Below are 22536 nucleotides of genomic sequence, written 5' to 3' on the forward strand. Positions count from 1 at the left end.
CATGCTGGACGGTCAGACCTGCCCGATTGATCTGCGCCTGATGGATGAATTTCAGCGCGATTTCCCGCTGGTGCCGCGCCCCTTTGCGGTGATGGGCCGGGCGTTAGGGATTGCCGAAACGGATGTCATCGCCCGCCTGCGCGCCTTGCAAAGCAGCGGCCATATCACGCGCGTGGGCGCGACCTGCCGCCCCAACAGCGCGGGGGCATCCACGCTGGCGGCCCTGGCGGTGCCAGCGGACCGGATCGAGCCGATCGCCGCGATCGTCGGCGCGGAACCCGGCGTCAACCATTCCTATCTGCGCGAAGATGACTGGAACCTGTGGTTCGTCGCCACGGCACCCGATGCGGACGGGCTGGCGGCATCGCTGGCGCGGATCGAAGCGGCCAGCGGGCTGCGGGTTTTGTCGCTGCCGCTGGTCACGCCGTATAACATTGATCTGGGGTTCCGGCTGTCGGGACCGGCGCGCGCGATGCAGGCGGATCGCCCCGCCGATCTGTCGGTGCTGCGCCCCTGCGACCGGGCGTTGATGCAATCGCTGTCGGCGGGGCTGGATCTGGTCGCGCAGCCCTTTGCCGCCTTGGCCGAACGGCTGGAGCGCACGGAATCCGACATCATCGCCCGGATCGGCCAGCTCGCGGCGGCGCGGTTGCTGACCCGTGTGGGCGTGATCGTGCGGCACCGGCGGTTGGGATACCGCGCCAATGCCATGGTGGTGTGGCAGGTGCCGGACGACCGCATCGACGCCGCAGGCCGCGCCTTGGCTGCAACGCCGGGGGTGACGCTGTCCTATCGCCGCCGGGTGGTGCCGGGGGTCTGGGAATGGCCGCTGTTTTGCATGATCCACGCCCAAAGCCGCGAACAGGCGCGCACCGTTCTGGACGCGGCGCGGGCGCATCCTGAACTGTCGGGCGCGGCGCATAAGGTTCTGTTTTCCACCCGCTGTTTCAAACAAACCGGCGCCCTGATCGCGCCCGCAAAAGGTGTTGCCCCATGACCCGACCGCTTCGCCATACCTTGCCCGATGACGCTCTGGACGCGACCGACCGCGCGATTCTCAACGCGCTGCAAGACGGCTTTCCGGTGTCCGAACACCCCTTTGCCGATGCGGGCGTGCCGCTGGGCGTGGATGAAACGGACCTGATCGGCCGCTTGCGCCGGATGCGCGATCTGGGCGCGATTACGCGGTTCGGCCCGTTTTTCGACGCCGCCGCCATGGGGGGCGCGTTCTGCCTGTGCGCCATCGAGGTGCCGCAAGATCGCTTTGATGAGGTCGTGACTTTGGTCAATGCCCATCCCGAGGTGGCGCATAATTATGAACGCAACCACCAACTGAATATGTGGTTCGTGCTGGCGACGGAAACGCCCGACGGCATCCGCCGCTGCGCACGCCGCATTGAAAAAGAAACGGGTCTGCGCGTGCTGATGTTCCCCAAAGAACACGAATTTTTCATTGGATTCCGGGTGCCTGCATGAATCACATCGCCTCTGTTCTGGATCCCACCGACCGCCGCATCATCACCGCCACGCAAAGCGGGCTGCCGCTGGTGCCGCAGCCTTATCGTGAAATCGCGGGTTGGCTGAACCTGCCGGAATCCGAGGTGATCGCCCGTATCCGCGGATTGCAGGACCGCGGCGTCATCCGCCGCATCGCCATTGCGCCCAATCATTACGCCCTTGGCATGACCGCCAACGGCATGAGCGTGTGGGACATCGACGATGCTCGCGCGGTTGAACTGGGCGAACAGATCGGGGCGCTGCCTGCGGTGACGCATTGTTATCTGCGCCCGCGCGCGCGGCCGGTCTGGCCCTATAACCTGTTTGCGATGATCCACGGACCGGATCGCGACACCGTAGAACAGCACCGCCGCGACATCGCCGCGATTCTGGGCGATGCCTGCCGGGCGTCGGATATTTTGTATTCCACGCGGATCCTGAAAAAGACCGGCCTGCGTCTGGCCCGCGACAGCTAAGGGGGCGTCTTATGTTCCGTCTGACCCAATATATGCAGCAATTGCTGAACCCCACGCCGGTGCGCCATCGGGCCGCGCCCGGGGGCGTGGTCAAACCCGTGGTGATCTGGAACCTGACGCGCACCTGCAATCTGCGCTGTCGTCATTGCTATACCACCAGTGCGGATGTGCCGTTTCCGGGCGAACTGACCCATGATCAGGCCATGGGCGTGCTGGATGATCTGCGCAGCTTCAACATCCCGGCGCTGATTTTGTCGGGCGGGGAACCTCTGTCGCGGTTTGATTTCTGGGAACTGGCCGCGCGCGCCAAGGAACTGACGTTTCGTCATTTGTCCCTGTCCACCAACGGCACCAAGCTGGGCGGCGAAAATGCCGACCGCGTGGCGGAACTGGGCTTCGATTATGTCGGCATTTCGCTGGACGGGATCGGGGCGGTGAATGACTGGTTCCGGGGCGTGGACGGTGCCTATGCCGATGCATTGGCCGGGGTGCGGGCCTGTCTGGCGCGCGGGGTCAAGGTCGGCCTGCGTTACACCATCACCCGCGAAAACAGCCATGACCTGCCCGCCATGCTGGATCTGTGCGAAGCCGAAGGCGTGGACAAATTCTATCTGTCGCATCTGGTCTATGCGGGCCGAGGCGACAAACACCGGGGCGAAGATACCGAACACGCCCATACCCGCCGCGCCATGGATATTCTGCTGGACCGGGCATGGGATGCGGTTCAGGCAGGGCGGCCTTTGGAAATTGTGACCGGCAATAATGATGCCGATGCGGTGTGGTTTCTGAACTGGGCCGCGCGCCACTTTCCCGCAGATCGCGTTGACCATGTGCGCCAGCATCTGCTGGCCTGGGGCGGCAATTCGTCGGGGGTGGGCGTCGCCAATATCGACCCGCAGGGTAAGGTTCACCCCGACACCTATTGGTCGGATTACACCATCGGCAGCGTCAAGGACGCGCCCTTTAGCCAGTGGTGGACCGGCGATGATCCGATGCTGGCCACGCTGCGCACCCGGCCGCGCCCGCTGAAGGGGCGCTGCGGGGCCTGCGCGCATAAAATGGTGTGCGGCGGCAATACCCGCATCCGCGCGCTGCAACTGACCGGCGATCCATGGGCCGAGGATCCGGCCTGTTACCTGACCAATGGCGAAATCGGCGTCGATGATGCCGTCCGCCTGACCAATCTTCCCTTCAAAGGCAAAAGCCATGATCCGGTTCATCAGTTCTTTTAATCTGGCCCTGTTGCTGGCCGCGCCGGTTCTGGCCGATGCGGCGGATCATTACGCCACCCATTGCGCGGCCTGTCATGCCGAAACCCGTCTGGGCGGCACGGGTCCGGCGCTGATCCCCGAAGCCTTGGGCCGTCAGCGTCCCGACGCGCTGACCGCGACCATCTCGGGCGGGCGTCCGGCCACGCAGATGCCAGCCTTTGGTGATGAGCTGACCGCCGATGAGATCGCGGCTTTGGTCGATTATATCCGCACGCCGCTGGGCTATATGCCCGACTGGACGATGGACGACATCGCCGCCAGCCGCGATATGCGCGACGATTACAGCCCCGCCGATGCGCCGGTCTTTGACGCGGACCCGATGAACATCACGTTGGTTGTGGAAACCGGCGACAGCCATGTGTCGGTGCTGGACGGGGACGCGCTGACGGTGCTGGATCGGTTCGAAACCCCCTTTGCCGTGCATGGCGGCCCGAAATTCAGCCCCGATGGCCGTTATGTGTTCATCATGGCCCGCGACGGCTGGGTGCAGAAATACGACATCTGGTCACTGGCCGAGGTGGGCCGCGTCCGCGCGGGCGTCAACAGCCGCAACATCGCCATGTCCGCCGATGGCAAATGGCTGGCCGTGGCCAATTACCTGCCGCATACGCTGTCGATCCTGTCCACCGATGATCTGACGCCCGCCCGCGTCATTCCCATCATCGCCAAGGACAAAACCACCAGCCGCGTGTCCGCCGTGTATCAGGCGCCGCAGCGGAACAGCTTTATTCTGGCGCTGAAAGACGCGCCCGAGATTTGGGAAATCGGCACGACCGACGATGCCGGGCCGTTTTATGACGGCTTTGTCCACAATTACCAACCCGGTCAGGTCGAGGCCGTGGGAACCGAACAGGGCCTGTTTGCCCGCCGCCGCATTGCGGTGGAACAGGCTCTGGATGATTTCTTTTTCACCCCCGATTACCGCCATCTGATCGGCACCAATCGCGACGGCGACAAAGGCGTGGTGGTCAATCTGGATGTGGGGCGTGAAATTGCGGAACTGCCCTTGCCGGGGATGCCGCATCTGGGGTCGGGGATCACATGGGACAGCGGCGGGCGTCGCGTCATGGCCACCCCCCATCTGAACGAAGGCGTGCTGTCCGTCATCGACATTGACACATGGGAATTGGTGAAAACCATCGAAACCGCCGGTCCCGGCTTTTTCCTGCGCAGCCATGAAAATACCCCCTATGTCTGGGCGGATGTGTTTTTCGGGCCGAACCGGGACAAAATGCACATCATCGACAAGGAAAGCCTGGACATCGTGCAGACGCTGGACCCCGAACCGGGAACGACCGTGGCGCATACCGAATTCACCCGTGACGGGACATATGCGCTCGTGTCGATCTGGGAACAGGACGGCGCGGTGATTGTTTACGATGCCGCCACCCTGACCGAAGTCACCCGCCTGCCTATGTCCAAACCATCCGGGAAATACAATGTCTGGAACAAAATCACCTTCAGCGACGGCACCAGCCACTGACGACGGCTGGCCTGTGTGGAAACTGGCGCTGCTGCTGTATCCGTTCACGGCGGCGGCGGTTGCGATCAACCTGTTTCTGTTTTCTCTGATGGGGCGGGCGATTGGCTGGGCCAGCCTGTCGCCCGGTCAGGCGCTGTTCTGGGCGGTGATTTTGGGCGTGCCGGCGACGGTTGCCGCCGGAAAATGGGCGCGCCGTCTGATGGATCAGGCGGACGCGTCGTGACGGATCCGGCGGTTCTGATGGGGCTGGCCCTGACGGCGTTTCTGGTGCCGGGGGCGGTCGCCTATGTCGCGGCGCGGCGGTTTGGGTTGATGATCCTGTGGGCGGCGCTGATTGCGGGCGGGCTGTTGGGCGTCGTGGGTTGGATCATCACGCGCGAGCCTCTGTATGGGGCGGATGCGTTGCAGCGGTCGATCCGTATTTATTTCATGCTGCTGCCGGGATTTGTTGGCGTGGTTCTGGGGGCGGTGTGGGGTGCGCTGTCGTGGCGGGCGCGGATTGATCCGTGAGGGGCGGCGCGGGCTGAGGGTGCGGATGCCTCCGGCGGGGATATTTGGGCCAAGATGAAAGGCTGGGTGCGCCGTTTTGGCGGGGCGCGGGCTGAGGGTGCGGGGCCTCCGGCGGGGATATTTGGGCACAGAAGATAGGTGAGGCGGCGCGGGGGTTTAGCGCCAGTTCCAGTCTCCGTCCCCCAAGGCGGGCGCGGCGTGGTCAGCGGTCAGGGGGCTGCGCGACATGGTGATCGGTGTGCGCAGGCCGGGGATGCCGTCCGGGGTCACCACCAGATTGCGGGCGGTGATCTGGGGTTCGTTCAGCGCCTCGGCCACGGTGTTGATCGGTCCGGCGGGGACGCCTGCCGCAGTCAGCGCCGCGATCAGATCGGCGCGTGTGCGCTTTGCCATGGCCGCCGTCAGCGTCGGAATCAGAGCCGCGCGGTTCGCCACGCGGGCCGGGTTGGTCGCAAAATCAGGGTTGCGGGGCAGGTCGGGCCGATCCAGCACCCCGCACAGCCCCGCGAATTGCCGGTCATTGCCGCAAGCGATGATCAAATGCCCATCCGCGCAGGCAAACACCTGATACGGCACGATATTCGGATGCGCATTGCCCAGCCGCTGCGGCACAACCCCGCCCAGCAGGTAATTCGTTGCCTGATTGGCCAGCACCGCAACCCCGCAATCCAGCAAGGACACATCCAGATGCTGTCCGCGCCCCGACTGTTCGCGTTCGGCCAGTGCCGCCTGCACCGCGATCACGCCATAAAGCCCGGTGAAAATGTCGATCCACGCCACGCCGACCTTTTGTGGCTCTCCCATCGGGTCGCCGGTCAGGTCCATGATGCCCGACATGCCTTGGATCAGGAAATCATAGCCCGGCTGCGCCGCGCGCGGCCCGGTCTGGCCAAAGCCGGTGACGGACGCGTAAACCAGACGCGGGTTCAGCGCCGACAGGCTGGCGTAATCCAGCCCATATTTCCGCAGACCGCCGACCTTGAAATTTTCAATCACCACATCGGCCCCGGCGATCAGGTCACGCAGCCGCGCCAGATCGTCGGGCTGTCCGAAATCGCAGATGACCGAGGTTTTGCCGCGATTTGCCGCGTGGAAATAGGCTGCGACCCGTTCCGTCCCGCCATCCGCGCGGGGTCGGTCGATGAAGGGCGGTCCCCAGCGGCGGGTATCGTCGCCGTCAGGCGATTCGACCTTGATCACCTGCGCGCCCAGATCGGCCAGCGTCTGGCCGATCCAAGGACCGGCCAGAATCCGCGCCAATTCAACGACGCGCAGCCCATGCAGCGGCGCGTCAGACAAAGGCCGACAGCCCGGTTTGCGCCCGCCCAAGGATCAGCGCGTGAACGTCATGGGTGCCTTCGTAGGTGTTAACGGTTTCCAGATTCGCCGCGTGCCGCATGACGTGATAGCCGATCTGGATGCCGTTGCCGCCATGCATATCGCGGGCCGTGCGCGCGATGTCCAAGGCCTTGCCGCAGTTGTTGCGTTTCACGATGGACACCATTTCGGGGGCAAAGCGGCCTTCGTCAAACAGCCGCCCCACGCGCAGAGACGCCTGTAATCCCAGCGAAATCTCGGTCTGCATATCGGCCAGTTTCTTCTGGAACAACTGCGTTGCGGCCAGCGGGCGGTCGAATTGGTGGCGGTCCAGACCGTATTGACGCGCGCGGAACCAGCAATCTTCGGCGGCCCCCATGGCGCCCCAGGAAATGCCGTAACGCGCGCGGTTCAGACAACCGAACGGGCCACCCATGCCGCTGATATTGGGCAGGATGGCGGTTTCGGGAACCTCGACATTGTCCATAACAATCTCGCCGGTGATGGAGGCGCGCAGCGACAATTTGCCGTCGATTTTGGGGGCCGACAGGCCGGGCATCCCTTTGTCCAAGACGAACCCGCGCACCTTGCCGTCATGGGCGTCGGATTTCGCCCAGACCACGAACACATCGGCAATCGGGCTGTTGGAAATCCACATTTTCGACCCGTTCAGCACATAACCGCCTTCGGTTTTGCGCGCCCGCGTTTTCATGCCGCCGGGGTCGGAACCGGCATCGGGTTCGGTCAGGCCAAAGCAGCCGATATATTCACCGGATGCAAGTTTCGGCAGGTAATGGCGTTTTTGTTCTTCGGACCCGTAAGCCTCGATCGGGAACATCACCAGCGACGACTGAACCGACGCCATCGACCGATACCCGCTGTCCACGCGCTCGATTTCCCGCGCGACCAGACCATAGGCGACATACGACGCGCCGACGCCGCCATAATCTTCGTCCACGGTCACGCCCAGCAGGCCCGCCGCGCCCATTTCGCGGAAAATCTCGGGGTCGGCGTGTTCGTTCAGATAGGCGTCCTCGACCCGCGGGGCCAGCCTGTCCGCAGCAAAGGCGGCGGCGCTGTCGCGGATCATCCGTTCTTCTTCGGTCAGCTGGTCGTTCAGGAAAAACGGGTCATCCCAGCTGAACGGGCCGCCTTTGTGCGATTTTGTGGACATATGTTCCCCCAGTCATTTCGTGCAGGTTATCCATGTTGCACCGCCAAGAAAAACGGATAATCTGCAAAAGTTCATTCATAGGATACATATGAGGCCCCGCCGTTTCATCCCGAATATGTCGCTGCTGTTGGCCTTTGATGCGGTGATGCGCACGGGGTCGGTGACGGCGGCGGCGCAGGATCTGGCGCTGACGCAAAGCACGGTCAGCCGCCTGATCCAGACGCTGGAAACGCAGCTGGGCGCGCCTCTGTTCACCCGTCACCGCAAACGCCTGACGCCCACGCAGGCCGCGCGGCGCTATGCCGCGGATGTCGCGGCGGCCTTGGATTTGATCCAGCGGGGCAGCATGGCGATGATCGCGAACCCGGACGGAGGGGTGCTGAATCTGGCGGTGCTGCCGACCTTTGGCACCCGCTGGCTGGCGCCGCGTTTGCCGGGGTTTCTTTCGGCGCATCCCGGCGTTTCGGTGAACCTGACCACGCGGTTCCAGAGGTTCAGTTTTCAGGCCGAACCCTTTGATGCCGTGATCTTTTTTGGGCAAGCCGATTGGCCCGATGCCGACCATCTGAAGCTGTTTGACGAAACCCTCACCGCCTGCGCCGCGCCTGATGTTCTGGCCGCGAATCCGGTGGCCGACCCGTCGGATCTGGCCGGTCAGATCCTGTTGCAACTGCCGACGCGGCCGCAGGCATGGGCCGATTGGTTCGCGGGGCAGGGGGCCGATCCGGTGCCGGTCACGGGGATGATGATGGACCAGTTTTCCATGATGACGCAGGCGGCGATTTCCGGTTTGGGCATCGCGCTGCTGCCCGATTATCTGGCCGATACCGAAATCGCCGAAGGCCGCCTGCGTCCCATCCTGCGCCGGTCGGTGCCGTCATCCGGGGCCTATTGGCTGGCATGGCCGCGCGCGGGGGCGGATGGCGCGGCCCTGTCGGCCTTGCGCGGGTGGTTAGGGCGTTAACCCGTCCGGGTCGGGCAGGCCGTTGGCGCGCGCCGTGGCCGTTAACGTATTCGCCAACAGGCAGGCAATCGTCATCGGCCCCACGCCGCCCGGAACCGGAGTAATCGCGCCCGCCGTGGCGCAAGCCGACGCGAAATCCACATCGCCGGTCAGACCCTGTTCCGTGCGGTTGATGCCCACGTCAATCACGGTCGCGCCGGGGGCGATCCAGTCGCCCTTAACCATGTCGGGCAGGCCAACTGCGGCGACGATAATATCGGCGGATCGGCACAATTCCGGCAGGTCAGCGGTGCGCGAATGGGCGACGGTCACGGTCGCGCTGTCGCGCAGCAACAACTGCGCCATGGGTTTGCCCACGATATTGCTGCGCCCGATGACGACCGCGCGTTTCCCCGACAGGCTGCCCAGTTCATCGCGCAACAGCATCAGGCACCCCAGCGGAGTGCAGGGGACCATGGCCTTTTGCCCCGTCGCCAGCCGGCCCACATTCAGAATGTGGAACCCGTCCACGTCCTTTTCCGGGGCGATTGCGTTAATCACGGCGGCTTCGTTCAGATGGCCGGGCAGGGGCAGCTGCACCAGTATCCCGTTCACCGCCGGGTCAGTGTTCAGCCGGTCGATCAGCGCCAGCAGGTCATCCTGCGTCGTGTCATCCGGCAGGCGATGTTCGAACGAGTTCATCCCGACTTCGCGCGTCATTCTGCCCTTGGACCGGACATAGACCTGACTGGCGGGATCGTCCCCGACCAGCACCACGGCCAGACCGGGGGTGATCCCGCGATCCCGCAGCGTGGCGGTTTCCGTGGCGATGCGCGCGCGCAGGCGGGCGGCAAAGGCTTTGCCATCAATGATGCGGGCGGTCATGGGCGGTCCTTCAGATGCAGGTCTTCTTGGGCAATGGCGGCTTCGATCAATTGACGCCAGATGTTTTCGATCAGGTCGGGGTCCAGCCCCGCCGCCTGGGCGTTGCGGCGCGCGTTCAGGGCGACCTGTTCCACGCGCACATCAATGCGGGCGGGCAGGCCGTCGCGCGCCTTGATTTCGGCGGCGCGCTGAATCAGCGCCATGCGCCGGGCCAGCAACGCGATCAGGTTCTGATCCAGATCGTCAATTTCAGCCCGCAGCGCGGTCATATCGGGGATGTCGGAAATCCGTGTCATGGTGAAAAATACATGCACCGCCATGGGGCCAAGCGCAAGACCGCCTGCCCAAAAGGAAAAGGCGCGGGGTCGCCGCGCCTTTGGGTTATGCCGGGGCGGGGTCGCCGCCGGGCGCGGGTTTGCCCGCTTTCGGAATGGCCGTGACCGACGGGATCACGCTGCTGGGCGTGTCGTCGTCGCCACCATCCAGCGATTCGCCGCGGATCACCTTGCCGATTTCGTCGCCGGTCAGGGTTTCGTATTCCAGCAACCCTTTGGCAAGGCGTTCAAATTCATCCGATTTTTCGATCAGGATGCGCCGCGCCTCTTGATAGCCGGTTTCGATCAGGTCGCGGACCTCGGCCTCGATCAGTTCTTTGGTCGCGGCCGAGACCGAGAACCCGCCGGTGCTGCCGGAATAGCCCTCATGCGCCTCGGCATAGTCGACGGCGCCGACTTTGTCGGACATGCCCCACCGCATCACCATGGCGCGCGCCAACTGGCTGGCCTGCATAATATCACCGGCGGGACCGTTGCTGACGCCTTCTTCACCGTATTTGATGATCTCGGCGGCTTTTCCGGCCATCGTCATGGTGATTTTCTGCTTTGCCTCATCCTTGTGCATGTTCAGGCGGTCCATTTCGGGCAGGCTGACCACCATCCCCAAAGCACCGCCGCGCGGGATGATCGTCGCCTTATACACCGGGTCACATTTCGGCAGGGACAGGCCGACAATGGCGTGGCCAGCCTCGTGATAGGCGGTTTTTTCCTTTTGTTCCGGGGTCAGAACCATGCTGCGGCGTTCGACGCCCAGCATCACTTTGTCCTTGGCGTTTTCGAAATCTTCCATGCTGACAAAACGACGACCGATGCGCGCGGCCATCAGCGCGGCTTCGTTCACAAGATTCATCAGGTCGGCGCCCGAAAATCCGGGGGTGCCGCGCGCGATGATTCGCAGGTCCACATCCGGGCCAATCGGCACCTTTTTCGCGTGAACCGACAGGATGCGTTCGCGGCCCTTAATGTCCGGGTTCGGAACGTGAATCTGACGGTCAAAGCGACCGGGGCGCAGCAGCGCGGGGTCCAGAACGTCTTTGCGGTTGGTGGCGGCGATGATGATGACACCTTCGTTCGCCTCGAACCCGTCCATTTCGACAAGCAACTGGTTCAGAGTCTGCTCGCGTTCATCATTACCGCCGCCGATGCCCACGCCACGCGCACGGCCCACGGCGTCGATTTCGTCGATGAACAGGATGCAAGGCGCTGATTTCTTGGCCTGTTCGAACATATCGCGGACGCGCGAGGCGCCGACGCCGACGAACATTTCCACGAAATCCGACCCGGAAATGGTAAAGAACGGCACGCCCGCCTCACCCGCGATTGCGCGCGCCAGCAGGGTTTTCCCCGTTCCCGGAGGGCCGACCAACAGCGCGCCTTTCGGGATTTTCCCGCCCAGACGGCTGAATTTCTGCGGATTGCGCAGGAATTCAACGATTTCTTCCAGTTCTTCCTTGGCTTCGTCGATGCCCGCCACGTCGTCAAATGTCACGCGCCCGTGTTTTTCCGTCAGCAGTTTCGCCCGCGATTTGCCAAAGCCCATGGCACCCCCGCGACCGCCGCCCTGCATCCGGTTCATAAAGAAAATCCAGACGCCGATCAGCAAGATGAACGGCAGCCACACGCCCAGCATGGACATGAAACCGCTGCTTTGCTGTTTGACGACCTGAACATCGACGCCTTGGGCGATCAGTTTCCCGGCCAATTCTTCGCCCAAGGGGCGGACGGTGGCGTATTGTTCGCCGTTTTTGCCGGTAATAATGACGTCTTCGCCGTCGATTTTAACCTTACTGACCTGATCGTTCTGCACCCGTTGGATGAAATCAGAATAGCTGATCTGGCGGCTGTTCATCGTGCTGGTCCCGTCGCTGAACACGTTGAACAGCGCCAAGATCATCAGGAACAGAACCACCCAAAAGGCGAGATTGCGTGCATTGCCCAAAAGAGCGTCCTCCGGACGGAAATTGTTTGGCTGAACATAGGGATTCTGGCGCGGGGTTCAATGCGCCATCGCCAGACTGATAAAATGCGATGTATTTCTGAGTGGTCTGGCGATGAAATCCGTGTGACTTTGCAGCAATGGGGCGGCAATCAGCGCGCCGTTTTGCCAGATTGCGGGGCTGGCTGTGGCGCAGGGCAGGCTCAGCCCCGAATCGCGCCACGCAAAATCACGGGCGCAATCGCCGGTGGCGGCGATGATCTGGCCCGCGCGCAGGCCGGTGATGTGCCAGCGATGGTCCCAGATGGGGCCGCACGTCGCGCCGCTGCGCCGGGCGGCGGCGGGTTCGCGGGTGATGTGCAGATGGTCGCTTCGGGGGGTGATGATCGTGCCGTCCAGCGTCACCCGCTGGCCGTTGGCAAGCGCCTGAATGGCGTGGGTTTGTGTCGTGTGACGCGGGGGGTAATCGGCGCCTGTCACCCAACGGACGGCGGCGATCAGCAACCGGCGGCGCAGGTCAGGCGGGGCGGCGTCGAAATCAGCGCGGGGCAGGGTCAGGCTGCCGCGATCGGCCTGTGCCTGCTGCGCGACCCCGGCGGCGTAATGCGTCAACGCATCCCGCGCGCCCGCCAGATGCTGCGCGGATCGCGCAAGCGCCGCCGGGTCCAGCCCCAATTCCGACATCGCGCGCCGCACCCGCGCGCGGTCAAAGTCCGTGTTGTCATTCGTGGGATCGTCGATCCATGCGATCCCGCGCGCCCGCAGCCAGTCGCGCAATTCGTCTCGGCCCGTATCCAGCATGGGGCGCAGCCACAGGATGTCATGCGATTCGCGGCGCTCGGCCATGGCGGCCAGCCCGTCGATCCCGGCCCCGCGCGCCAACCGCATCAGCAGGGTTTCCGCGATGTCATCGCGCGTATGGCCCAGCGCGACGGCGGGCAGGTCGTGGCGGCGCGCCCAATCCGACAGCAGCCGCAGCCGCGCATCGCGGGCATTGGCCATCAGATTGCCGGGTGCGGTATTGTCGCGCCAAATCAGGGTGTTATGCGTCAGGTTTAACCCCGCCGCCGCCTGCGCGACCGCCGCCGCCTCGGCCCCGCTGGTCGCGCGCAAACCGTGATCGACGGTTGCCACCATCAGCCGCCGCCCGCGCGCCCAATCGGCGGCAATGTGCATCAGCGCGACCGAATCGCCGCCGCCGGACACCGCCAAGCCCAATCCGGGCAGATCACCGGCCAGCCGGTCCAGAGCCGCGTGAACCGCCGCCGGGGTCCAGGTCATTGATGTTCCAGCAGATCCGCCGCGGCCTCGGGGTTCAGGTTCGGGTCCAGCAGGGGGTCGAACGTCCCCAGATCAGCGGTGCCGCAGCCAAAATTGGTCATGCGCATTTCCGCCTCGGTCGCGGCGTCGCTGCCGGGGAAACGCGCCGGAATTTCAGCCAGATAGAGGCATGCGGCAGTCGCGTTGCCTTCGCCCGCGATGACGCGCGCGATGCCCAGCAGGCTGGCCCCGCCGCGTTTGCCGTCGGGATCGGCGCTGAAGCCTTCCAGCCACGCGACCGCCGCGCCGCGCGGATCGCCCGCGCTGTCCAGAGCCAGCCCGCGCAGATACAGCGCATCCGCCGTCAGCGGGCCACCGGCATGGGCGCGCGCGACATGGCCGAACAGGTCCGCCGCCGCCGCGTAATCGCCATCGTCCAACAACCGTTGTGCGCGGTCAAAATCCTGCTGCTCGGCGGCGGTTGAGGGCAGCGCCGCCGCATCCTCAACCGGGCGAACCGGAGCCAGCAAACCGCCATCTCCCGCCGGAACCGGCATGGTTAACTGGCTAAGATCACAGGTATCATCCAATTCGCACACCCGAAATTCCAGATCGGCCAGACGGCGTTCGCTGTCCGTCGCGATCCGCGAAATGCGGTTTTGCAGGCGTTCGCTGTCATCAGTCAGGCGGGTCAGGCGTTCCTCGATCCCGTTCATGCGGTCAATCGCGGCGGCCCCGCCGACGGCCTGATAGCCCGCCGCGCCCGATGCGCGCAGTTCCGCGCGCAGGCTTTGCAGATCGCTGCGCAGCGTGGTTAATTCGGCGCGAATATCGGCCAGACGCGGCTCGGCCACGGCCAGAACCGGCGTCACCATCATCAGCGCGGCGAGGAACGCCCCCCTCATGTTCCGGCTCCGGTGTCGCTGACGACCGTAACGGCGCGGCGGTTTTGGGCGTAACAGGTTTCATCCGAACACACCGCCGCCGGGCGTTCCTTGCCGAATGACAATGTGCGGACGCGGCCCGGCGCCACCCCCTGCGCGACCAGATATTCCTGAACCGCACTGGCCCGCCGCGCGCCCAGCGCAAGGTTGTATTCGCGCGGGCCGGTTTCTTCGGCATGGCCCTGAATCACGGCGGAAAATGTGCCATGCCGGTTCAGCCATTCGGCCTGACGGGTCAGGATCGCGCGCGCATCCGCCGACAGCGTGGTTTGGTTGGCCGCAAACAGCACCGTATCGCCCACCGTGCCGCGGAAATAGTCAGCGGATGCCTGACCCAGACCGCCGCCCATCAGGTCGCCCTGATACACCGCGCCCCCCGCCGTAGTGGCATAGGGATCAATCGGCGGCTGCATCGGGGGCGGCGCGGGCTGCACACAAGCGGCCAGCGACAGGCAGACAAACAGGGCGGATGTGGCGCGGATCATGGCATCCCTCATGGCAAAAGCGGCCCCCAGGACGGGTCCGAGGCGGCAAAGTCAAGGTTCAGCGGCCGCAGATTTCGGCCTGTCATATCAACCGAATACAGGCGCGGCCCCCCGTCGTTCCCCGGCGTCACACGGGTAAAGATCACAACGCGGCCATTGGGCGCCCAGCTTGGGCCTTCGTCAAGAGAAGATTCCGTTAGGTCGCGTTCGCCGGACCCATCCACGCGCATCACGCCGATGGTCATGCGGTCGTCCTGCTGGCGGGTAAAGGCGATCAGGTCGCCCTTGGGGGACCACACCGGGCTGCCGTAACGCCCCGCGCCAAAGCTGATACGCTGCGGCTCGCCCCCATCCACGCCCATGATATACAGCTGCGGCGTGCCGGAACGGTCGCTTTCGAACACGATGCGTTGCCCATCCGGGCTGAAACTGGGCGAGGTGTCGATCGACGGCGAATCGGTTAACGCCCGGCCCATGCCGGTCGCGGCGTCCATCAGCCAGATATTCGTCGTGCCGCCCTGTTCGCGCGAATACACGATCCAGCGGCCATCCGGGCTGAACGCCGGGGCAAAGGCCATACTGTCGCCGCCCTGCGTCAGCGGGCGTGAGGTCACGCTGGCCACATCCAGAAGCCGCAATTGCGGAAACCCGCTGTCAAAACTGGTAAAGACCAGCCGCCGCCCGTCCGGCGAAAAGCGCGGCGCCAGCACCAGCGACGATCCATCCGTCATCCACAGCACGTTCTCGCCGTCATAATCCATCACGCCGATGCGTTTGATCCGCGCGTTTCGCGGCCCGGTTTCCTGAACAAAGGCCACACGGCTGTCGAAATACGCGCTTTCCCCGGTCAGCCGGGCATAGATCACATCCGCGATTTTATGCGCCGCGCGCCGCCAATCGGTCGCGCGGGCGTCAAACTGCATCCCGTCGCCCTGCGGTTGGCCCGCGAACACGTCAAACAGCCGGAACCGCACGGCCAGATCGGTGCCGTTGCGCGTCACCTCGGCGGAAATCAGCGCCTGCGCCCCGGCGGCCCGCCAATCGTCCCACGCAACCGGCGCGGCAAAGCTGTCGGTGCGGGTCGCCGTGACTAGTTCGGAAAACAGCCCGGTGCTGGTCAGATCATCGACCACAACCCCGCGAATTTTCGCCGCAATATCAGCGTCCCCGTGAAAGGCCGGGATCGCCAGAGCCATCGGTTCCACCACGCCATCGGTGATTTCGATACGCAAAGGGCCGTCCTGCGCCGCCGCAGGCCATGCGGGCGTCAACGCCAAAGCGGGGATCAGGGCCAATAATCGCAATATCATCATTCTACCTTTCACGCGCGCAGTCCTGCCAGTTTTTCATCGAAATTCAACACCGCCGGGGCGGAAATCCACAATCACATCGCGCCACCGGCCATATTTCGCGGCGGGCAGATCAAACCCTGCCTGACCGCACATCAAAATGCCACGGCGCGCAACCTCGAACGCCTGTTGCGCCGTGGCGTCGTTGCCTCCGCTGTGGTCGATCATGCGCAGGCTGTTGCGTTCGGGAACGCCGGTCGGGTCCAGCTGAAATGCCACGCTGATCGACATATTCAGCGCATCTGCCGACAGCGCGCCGCGATTCCAACAGCGTTCAATCGCGATGCGCAGCCCGTCGCGTTCGGCGGCGGTGATCGGATCGCCCATCGGCAGGCTGGGGGCCAGTTGCATCGGCTGCGGGGGCGGGGCAATGGCCCCTGACAGAGCCTGACCCAAAGCATCGGCCAGCGGATCCATCCCGACCGAGGCGCCGCTGCCGCCTTCAATCCGCTGACGGTCGCCCGTGCCGATGCTGCCGGTCTGGCCGGTGCCATCCGCCTGCATCGCGTCGCGCAACGCGTCTTGCAACGCGCGCTGACGGTCCTGTTCGGCCTGCGCGGCGGCCTCGGCAGCGATTCGGTCCGCCTCGGCCTGTGCCGCGCGGCGTTCGGCTTCGATTCGGGCGGCCTCGATCCGGGCGGCCTCGGCTTGGCGTTGTTCCTCGGCGCGTTGTTCTGCGGCCTGACGTTCCGCTTCGGCTGCGCGTTCAGCGGCGATCCGTTCCGCCTCAATTCGCGCGGCCTCGGCCTGACGCTGTTCCTCGGCGCGTTGTTCTGCGGCCTGTCGTTCCGCTTCGGCGAGGGCGGCTTCGGCTGCGCGGCGTTCGGATTCACGGCGCTCGGCCTCGATCCGTGCTGTTTCTGCGGCGATTCGTTCCGCCTCCGCTTGGCGTTGTTCGGCGGCGCGTCGTTCCGCTGCCGCTGCGCGTTCAGCTTCGGCTGCCCGTTCAGCGGCGATTCGGTCGGCCTCAAGTCGCGCGGCTTCGGCCTGACGCTGTTCCTCGGCCTGTTGTTCCGCGATTCGCTGCGCTTCGGCCTCGGCCAGCCGGCGGTTGCGGTTTTCGACCAATCCATCGGGTCGCGACTGGGGCCGCGCGGATTGATCCAGTGCCAGAGGCGAACGCGGCGGTGCGGGCTGCGCGGGCGTCTCGGTTTGGGGCGCGTCGTCGGCCTGTGGCAGGGCCGGGGTCGCGTCCGTCATGGCGGGCGGTTGCGCCGGGGCAAGATCGGTCACGACCGCGACGGGGGGACGAGGCGCAAAATCACGCAGATCGGGGGGCGTTTCGGCCCCCTCCGGCGCGGGCAGAGGGACGACCGGTGCCGCATCCGGTACCGTCGCGGGGCTGGGCGCATCCGCCGCCTGATCCGCGACCGGGGCGGGCAGGCTGGCGACCGCTGTCGCATCCGCCGCAATCGGACCGGCGCCACGGGCGGCGGCGGCCATGGCCTCGAATTCGGCCCCGCTGATCGTTGACACCGATGTGGACCGAACAGGCGGGGTCGGCTGCGCGCGAAACAATGCGCCGCCGAAAATAACCAACAGGATCAGCGCCGTATGCACGACACCTGATGCCCACCAGCCAATCCGTTCCGCCCGGTCGCGCATCGCTTAGCCGTCCATCCGCGGGCCGCCCGCATCCGTGACCAGCACCAAATCGGTGATCCCGGCGGCGTTCAGCGCGCCCATGATCTGCACCACGCGGGCATAGGGGATCGCCCCATCCGCGCGGACAAACACGCGCGTGGACACGCGCCCCGCCATGGCATCCCGCAGCGCCGGGATCATCTGCGCGTCATCGACGGCGCGATCCATGACCAGAACCGGTCCGTCCTGCGGAATGGAAATGGTCAGCGGTTCTTCGGCCTGCGTCGGCACCGCCTTCGCGGCGGTTTGCGGCAGATTCAGCGGCACTCCGGCGGTCATCAACGGCGCTGCGACCATGAAAATAATCAACAAAACCAACATGACATCGACAAAAGGCGTCACGTTGATATCCGCCATCGGCGCGTGTCGCCGGCGTCCCCGGCGCGTGGGGCGTTTCACCACATGCGCCATCAATTCGGGTCCATCTGACGCGACAGCAGGGTGGAAAACTCATCCGAAAATGTGTCCCACCCCGTCACGATCCGGTCGGCGTCTGCCGTTAATTTGTTGTAAAACACCACCGCCGGGATGGCCGCGACCAGACCCAATGCGGTGGCCAGCAACGCCTCGGCGATGCCGGGTGCGACGACGGCAAGGCTGGTGTCTTGGGACAGCGCGATGCCTTCAAACGCGGTTTTGATGCCCCAGACGGTGCCGAACAACCCGATAAAGGGCGCGGTCGATCCAACCGTCGCAAGGAACGATAACCCATTGGTCAGGCGGGATTCTTCGCGTTGAATGGCCACATTCATGGCGCGGTCGATGCGCGCATCCGCCCCCGGAATCAGCCGTCCGTCATCGTGATAACTGCGCCGCCATTCCGTCATTCCGGCGGCAAAAATCCGTTCCGCCGCCCCACGCGGGCGGTCGCCCAACCGGTCAAACAGATCATCCAGCGGCTGACCCGACCAAAACGCCCGGTCAAACTGCGCTGAGGCCCGCCGAGCCTGCGCAAAGACCAGAAATTTCTGAATAATAATCGCCCAAGCCCAGACGGATGCCGCGATCAGCATCATCATGACCACCTGCACCGTCAGCGAAGATCGCATAAACAGCGCAATGGCTGAAAAATCAATGGCCTGCGTGGCCGGAATGGTGTCCATCAGTGACTGCCCCGGATTGTGTCTGACGCTTTGCCACGCCTTTTACCGCGATAATGGCATGGGATTCAGCCCCTTGCCTAACACAATGCCGTCACCAAATGGTAAATTAGCGTAAGGACGCGACCAATTTTTCCGGCAAGCGGGCCGGGCGACCGGATGCGTCCAGACAGGCTACGGTGACGGTCGCGGTGAACAGCACCTGATCGCCGCGTAACACGCGCTGATCCACAACGACGCGCGCGGGCGTCATCTGCGCCAATTTGGTTTCCACCGTTAACACATCGTCAAACCGGGCCGGGCGCAGATAATCCGCGACCACCTTTCGCACGGCAAACACAAACCCGTCTGCCTTCAGCGCAACCTGATCCACGCCGACATCGCGCAGCCATTCCGACCGCCCGCGTTCTATAAATTTCAAATAGTTAGCGTAATAGACGATCCCGGCCAAATCGGTGTCTTCGTAATAAACGCGCAGGGTCATGCTGTGGGTCATGGTGCCACCATCCGCGCCGCCAACCGCAGCGCATGGGCCGGGTCCGTCGCGGCGACCGGCAAAACCGGGTCATAGGCCGCACGGATCAGCGCCGCCGTATCGGGCGAAGCACTCACATCGCGCGCAAAACTCAGCGCCGCGCGCGTGAACACCGCTTCAGCCAACTGCCCCGGATGCGCGTCCGCCAACCCGCCCGACATGCGCAGAAACCCCAGACAGGCGCGAATGCCGCCATCCGCGTCAAAGCGGAACATGCGGTATTGATCGGCCCGTTCGCGGGCCAGACGGCGGGGCAGATCCGGCGCGCCCGTCAGATGGTCCAAATCCGGCACAGCGGCCAATTCCGACCAATCGCGCACAAAAAACAGCATCAGATTCGCGCCCATTTCGGGGTCGGTCTCCACCACCGGATGGCGCGCATGGGCAAAACCCGCACGGATCGCGCCGCGAAACACGTCCAGACTGTCATCCGCCAGCCCAAAGATCACCGGCGCGACCGGACGCCCCCAACGAGCGCATAAAAAAGACCCGTCAGCGCGGGTGAACAAATCGCCAATGGCGGCGGCGTCGAAACTCATGCGGGTGCCGTTTCTTCTGTGCGTAAATACTCCGGGGGGTCTGGGGGGCTGGCCCCCCAGCCTGTCGGTCGGGCGCGTCAATCGACGATCGTTGCCTCGGTCGCCGCGCGCAGTTGGTCTTCGGTCACGCCATCGGCCAGTTGCACAATGCGCAACCCGCCCGGCACCACGTCCAGAACACCCAGATTGGTGATGATGCGGTCCACCACGCCTTTGCCGGTCAGGGGCAGAGTGCATTCGCGCAACACCTTGGATTCGCCGGCTTTGTTGGTGTGATCCATGACGACGATCACGCGGCCGACGCCCGCGACCAGATCCATGGCGCCGCCCATGCCCTTGACCAGCTTACCGGGGATCATCCAGTTCGCCAGATCGCCGTTTTCGGCAACCTCCATAGCGCCCAGAATCGCGGCGGCGATTTTGCCGCCCCGGATCATGCCAAAACTGGTCGCGCTGTCGAAATAGGACGTGCGCGCCAATTCCGTGATCGTCTGTTTCCCGGCATTGATCAGATCAGGGTCTTCTTCGCCTTCAAACGGGAACGGACCCATGCCCAGCATCCCGTTTTCCGATTGCAGCGTGATGTCTTTGTCGCCGACATAATTGGCGACCAAGGTCGGGATTCCGATGCCCAGATTGACATACATCCCGTCCTGCAATTCCTCGGCCGCGCGGGCGGCCATTTGGTTACGATCCCAACCGGCCATTATGCGGACTCCTTTTTGCGGGTGGTGCGCTGTTCGATGCGCTTTTCGTGGTCGCCCTGAATAATGCGGTGGACATAGATTCCGGGCAGGTGGATATGGTCGGGGTCCAGACTGCCGCGCGGGACGATTTCCTCGACCTCGGCCACGCATATTTTGCCGCACATCGCGGCGGGCGGGTTAAAGTTGCGGGCGGTTTTGCGGAACACCAGATTGCCGGTGTCGTCGGCCTTCCACGCCTTGACGATGGACAGATCGGCCACGATTCCGCGTTCCAGAATATAGGTTTCGCCGTCGAAATCTTTGTGTTCTTTGCCCTCGGCGATCACGGTGCCGACGCCGGTTTTGGTGTAGAAACCGGGGATGCCGCTGCCACCGGCGCGCATCCGTTCGGCCAGCGTGCCCTGAGGGTTAAACTCCAGCTCCAATTCGCCGGACAGATACTGGCGCATAAACTCCGCGTTTTCACCGACATAAGATGAAATCATTTTCTTAATCTGCTTGCTGTCCAGCAGGATGCCCAAACCGAACCCATCCACGCCACAATTGTTGCTGGCAATGGTCAGATTCTTGGTTCCGGCTTTGTGGATCGCGGCGATCAGCAATTCCGGGATACCGCACAGGCCAAAGCCGCCCGCAGCAATCTTCATCCCGTCATGCAGCAGCCCGTTCAGCGCCTCATCCGCATTGGCATAGACCTTTTTCATCGGCCCTCCCCCTGATGTGTCTTTGTCCAGAATGGTTGTCGCGCGGCTGTCATGCGGTGTCAATCATGTGCTTGACCCGCCTGTCGGCATGGCGTTAAGGGGGCTGCATGAAACACAACGCCGCCTTTGCCAACTATTATGGCCCGCTGAAATAGCGGGGGCAGAATCATGTCATCCGCGCGGGGCCGCCGGTTGACATGACACACCACGACCTTGCGCATGTCGAAAGGTCTGAAAATGTCACACCATCCCCTTGTTTCGATTGTCGGTTTCGGCGCCTTCGGTCAACTGATCGCGCGCCATCTGCGTGGCCATGCGCGCCTGCACATCTGCGACCCGGTGCGGCGCGGCAATGATCTGGCGCAGGTGTCGCTGAGGGATGCCGCGCGGGCCAATATCGTCGTCCTGGCCGTGCCGGTGCCGGCCTTGGAACAGGTTTTGCACGATCTTGCGCCGCATCTGCGCCCCGGCACCGTTGTGATCGACGTGGCATCGGTCAAGGAACGGCCCGCCCGCCTGATGCAGGACATTCTGCCCCCGGATGTGGACATCATCGCCAGCCACCCGTTATTTGGCCCGGCGAGTGCGGCGGATGGGCTGGCCGGTCATCGTCTGGCATGGTGTCCGCTGCGTGGCATGGCGCATCGTCGGATTGGCGCGTTTCTGCGCCGGGCGGGGCTGCGCGTGATCACGACGACCCCCGCCCAACATGACCGCGATATGGCTGTGGTGCAGGGATTAACGCATCTGATCGCGCGCAGCTTAGCGCGGCTTGGCCCCGCGCCCCGTCGCCTGACAACGCGCAGTTTCGACGCGCTGATACACGCCGCCGCCATGGTTCAGGACGACAGCCCCGAATTGTTGCACACCATCCTGACGCTGAACCCCCATGCCGAACCGATCCGCCGCGCCTTTCTGGACGCCGCGAATAGGGTGGTTCAGCAGGCGGGGTGATGGGGCAACGGTCAACGGCGACCGCGCGGTTCGGGCAATGTGCTGTTCCGTCAGAACGGGCATCATCACGCCATTGCACCACAGGCCGCCGCAACGGCCTGCGTCGCGCCTTGATCTTCAATCGCGCCATCGGGATCGGCCGCGTTCGTTGGCGGTTTTCCGTCATCGCTTTCGCCTCCGATACGTTGGTTCCGCAGGCGGAGTGAGGGGGCAACCGTCAACGGCGACAGCGCGGTTCAGGCAATGTGCCGTTCCGTCAGAACGGCATTATCGCGCCGTGGCACCACAGGCCGCCGCAACGGCTTTCGTCGCGCCTTGATCTTCAATCGCGCCATCGAGATTGGCCGCGTTCGTTGGCGGTTTTCCGTCATCGCTTTCGCCGCCGATACGTTGGTCCCGAGGCAGGGCGGGGGGACAGCGGTCAACGGCGACCGCGCGGTTCGGGCAATGTGCTGTTCCGTCAGAACGGGCATCATCACGCCATTGCA

General features: G+C 64.2%; 26 protein-coding genes. 9 read left to right on the forward strand and 17 right to left on the reverse strand.

Annotation, left to right across the window (positions count from 1 at the left end; all coding sequences use genetic code 11):
* The first annotated feature begins 1 nt into the window (after position 1).
* The 7 genes from Q4G20_RS08070 to Q4G20_RS08100 are packed head-to-tail and all read left to right on the forward strand — an operon-like array spanning position 2 to position 5237.
* Positions 2-997, forward strand: a complete 996-nt coding sequence (locus tag Q4G20_RS08070) for an AsnC family transcriptional regulator (protein ID WP_303342918.1) — start codon at positions 2-4, stop codon at positions 995-997.
* Entirely contained in the window at positions 994-1476 is a 483-nt protein-coding gene (locus Q4G20_RS08075) for an Lrp/AsnC family transcriptional regulator (protein ID WP_303342919.1), read from the forward strand. Before Q4G20_RS08070 ends, Q4G20_RS08075 begins: the two co-directional genes overlap by 4 nt.
* A complete protein-coding gene (locus Q4G20_RS08080) occupies positions 1473-1973 on the forward strand; it encodes an AsnC family transcriptional regulator (RefSeq protein WP_303342920.1) in 501 nt (166 codons plus the stop codon). The genes Q4G20_RS08075 and Q4G20_RS08080 overlap by 4 nt, the downstream gene beginning before the upstream one ends.
* A gap of 11 nt (positions 1974-1984) precedes the next feature.
* Complete coding sequence (gene nirJ, locus Q4G20_RS08085; RefSeq protein WP_303342921.1) at positions 1985-3205, forward strand: heme d1 biosynthesis radical SAM protein NirJ; 1221 nt, start codon at positions 1985-1987, stop codon at positions 3203-3205.
* Entirely contained in the window at positions 3180-4727 is a 1548-nt protein-coding gene (locus tag Q4G20_RS08090) for a nitrite reductase (protein WP_303342922.1), read from the forward strand. Before nirJ ends, Q4G20_RS08090 begins: the two co-directional genes overlap by 26 nt.
* 13 nt (positions 4728-4740) lie before the next feature.
* Positions 4741-4950: a hypothetical protein gene (locus Q4G20_RS08095; protein WP_368660786.1), complete on the forward strand. Its 210-nt coding sequence runs from the start codon at positions 4741-4743 to the stop codon at positions 4948-4950.
* Positions 4947-5237 carry a hypothetical protein gene (locus Q4G20_RS08100; protein WP_303342924.1) on the forward strand — a complete coding sequence of 97 codons (291 nt, stop codon included), beginning with the start codon at positions 4947-4949 and terminating at the stop codon, positions 5235-5237. The genes Q4G20_RS08095 and Q4G20_RS08100 overlap by 4 nt, the downstream gene beginning before the upstream one ends.
* A gap of 156 nt (positions 5238-5393) precedes the next feature.
* Here Q4G20_RS08100 and Q4G20_RS08105 read toward each other — a convergent pair whose 3' ends face one another.
* A complete protein-coding gene (locus tag Q4G20_RS08105; RefSeq protein ID WP_303342925.1) occupies positions 5394-6536 on the reverse strand; it encodes a CaiB/BaiF CoA-transferase family protein in 1143 nt (380 codons plus the stop codon).
* Positions 6529-7728: an acyl-CoA dehydrogenase gene (locus tag Q4G20_RS08110; protein ID WP_303342926.1), complete on the reverse strand. Its 1200-nt coding sequence runs from the start codon at positions 7726-7728 to the stop codon at positions 6529-6531. Before Q4G20_RS08110 ends, Q4G20_RS08105 begins: the two co-directional genes overlap by 8 nt.
* A gap of 88 nt (positions 7729-7816) precedes the next feature.
* On the opposite strand from Q4G20_RS08110, the gene Q4G20_RS08115 reads away from it, so the two are divergent.
* Positions 7817-8692, forward strand: coding sequence for a LysR family transcriptional regulator (locus Q4G20_RS08115; protein WP_303342927.1), 876 nt, complete (start codon positions 7817-7819; stop codon positions 8690-8692).
* Here the strand turns inward: Q4G20_RS08115 and folD are convergent.
* The 14 genes from folD to Q4G20_RS08185 form a co-directional block, all read right to left on the reverse strand.
* Positions 8681-9556 carry a bifunctional methylenetetrahydrofolate dehydrogenase/methenyltetrahydrofolate cyclohydrolase FolD gene (folD, locus tag Q4G20_RS08120; protein ID WP_303342928.1) on the reverse strand — a complete coding sequence of 292 codons (876 nt, stop codon included), beginning with the start codon at positions 9554-9556 and terminating at the stop codon, positions 8681-8683. The genes Q4G20_RS08115 and folD overlap by 12 nt on opposite strands.
* Complete coding sequence (locus Q4G20_RS08125; protein ID WP_303342929.1) at positions 9553-9852, reverse strand: chorismate mutase; 300 nt, start codon at positions 9850-9852, stop codon at positions 9553-9555. The genes folD and Q4G20_RS08125 overlap by 4 nt, the downstream gene beginning before the upstream one ends.
* A gap of 85 nt (positions 9853-9937) precedes the next feature.
* Positions 9938-11830 carry an ATP-dependent zinc metalloprotease FtsH gene (gene ftsH / locus Q4G20_RS08130; RefSeq protein WP_303342930.1) on the reverse strand — a complete coding sequence of 631 codons (1893 nt, stop codon included), beginning with the start codon at positions 11828-11830 and terminating at the stop codon, positions 9938-9940.
* Between the two features lie 57 nt (positions 11831-11887).
* Positions 11888-13108: a tRNA lysidine(34) synthetase TilS gene (tilS, locus tag Q4G20_RS08135; protein ID WP_303342931.1), complete on the reverse strand. Its 1221-nt coding sequence runs from the start codon at positions 13106-13108 to the stop codon at positions 11888-11890.
* The gene (locus Q4G20_RS08140) at positions 13105-13992 is read right to left on the reverse strand and encodes a tol-pal system protein (RefSeq protein ID WP_303342932.1); all 888 of its coding nucleotides are present in this window, start codon (positions 13990-13992) and stop codon (positions 13105-13107) included. Before Q4G20_RS08140 ends, tilS begins: the two co-directional genes overlap by 4 nt.
* Positions 13989-14516, reverse strand: a complete 528-nt coding sequence (locus Q4G20_RS08145) for an OmpA family protein (RefSeq protein ID WP_303342933.1) — start codon at positions 14514-14516, stop codon at positions 13989-13991. Before Q4G20_RS08145 ends, Q4G20_RS08140 begins: the two co-directional genes overlap by 4 nt.
* Positions 14517-14524: 8 nt before the next feature.
* The gene (gene tolB, locus Q4G20_RS08150; protein ID WP_303342934.1) at positions 14525-15829 is read right to left on the reverse strand and encodes a Tol-Pal system beta propeller repeat protein TolB; all 1305 of its coding nucleotides are present in this window, start codon (positions 15827-15829) and stop codon (positions 14525-14527) included.
* 33 nt (positions 15830-15862) lie between these two features.
* Positions 15863-17470: a protein TolA gene (locus Q4G20_RS08155; protein ID WP_303342935.1), complete on the reverse strand. Its 1608-nt coding sequence runs from the start codon at positions 17468-17470 to the stop codon at positions 15863-15865.
* Between the two features lie 3 nt (positions 17471-17473).
* Positions 17474-17923: an ExbD/TolR family protein gene (locus Q4G20_RS08160; RefSeq protein ID WP_303342936.1), complete on the reverse strand. Its 450-nt coding sequence runs from the start codon at positions 17921-17923 to the stop codon at positions 17474-17476.
* Positions 17920-18612: a protein TolQ gene (gene tolQ / locus Q4G20_RS08165; RefSeq protein ID WP_303342937.1), complete on the reverse strand. Its 693-nt coding sequence runs from the start codon at positions 18610-18612 to the stop codon at positions 17920-17922. The genes Q4G20_RS08160 and tolQ overlap by 4 nt, the downstream gene beginning before the upstream one ends.
* 106 nt (positions 18613-18718) lie before the next feature.
* The gene (gene ybgC / locus Q4G20_RS08170; RefSeq protein WP_303342938.1) at positions 18719-19105 is read right to left on the reverse strand and encodes a tol-pal system-associated acyl-CoA thioesterase; all 387 of its coding nucleotides are present in this window, start codon (positions 19103-19105) and stop codon (positions 18719-18721) included.
* Positions 19102-19683, reverse strand: coding sequence for a hypothetical protein (locus Q4G20_RS08175; protein ID WP_303342939.1), 582 nt, complete (start codon positions 19681-19683; stop codon positions 19102-19104). Before Q4G20_RS08175 ends, ybgC begins: the two co-directional genes overlap by 4 nt.
* Positions 19684-19760: 77 nt before the next feature.
* Complete coding sequence (locus Q4G20_RS08180; protein WP_303342940.1) at positions 19761-20390, reverse strand: 3-oxoacid CoA-transferase subunit B; 630 nt, start codon at positions 20388-20390, stop codon at positions 19761-19763.
* On the reverse strand, positions 20390-21094 hold the full coding sequence (locus tag Q4G20_RS08185) for a CoA transferase subunit A (protein WP_303342941.1): 705 nt from the start codon (positions 21092-21094) through the stop codon (positions 20390-20392). Before Q4G20_RS08185 ends, Q4G20_RS08180 begins: the two co-directional genes overlap by 1 nt.
* 237 nt (positions 21095-21331) lie before the next feature.
* On the opposite strand from Q4G20_RS08185, the gene Q4G20_RS08190 reads away from it, so the two are divergent.
* The gene (locus Q4G20_RS08190) at positions 21332-22048 is read left to right on the forward strand and encodes a prephenate dehydrogenase/arogenate dehydrogenase family protein (RefSeq protein WP_303342942.1); all 717 of its coding nucleotides are present in this window, start codon (positions 21332-21334) and stop codon (positions 22046-22048) included.
* A gap of 267 nt (positions 22049-22315) precedes the next feature.
* Here Q4G20_RS08190 and Q4G20_RS08195 read toward each other — a convergent pair.
* Positions 22316-22536: hypothetical protein (locus tag Q4G20_RS08195; protein WP_303342943.1), on the reverse strand; the 221-nt coding region annotated here is incomplete at its 5' end.

Source organism: Paracoccus sp. (in: a-proteobacteria), assembly GCF_030538495.1.
In the GTDB taxonomy this organism is placed as follows: domain Bacteria; phylum Pseudomonadota; class Alphaproteobacteria; order Rhodobacterales; family Rhodobacteraceae; genus Paracoccus.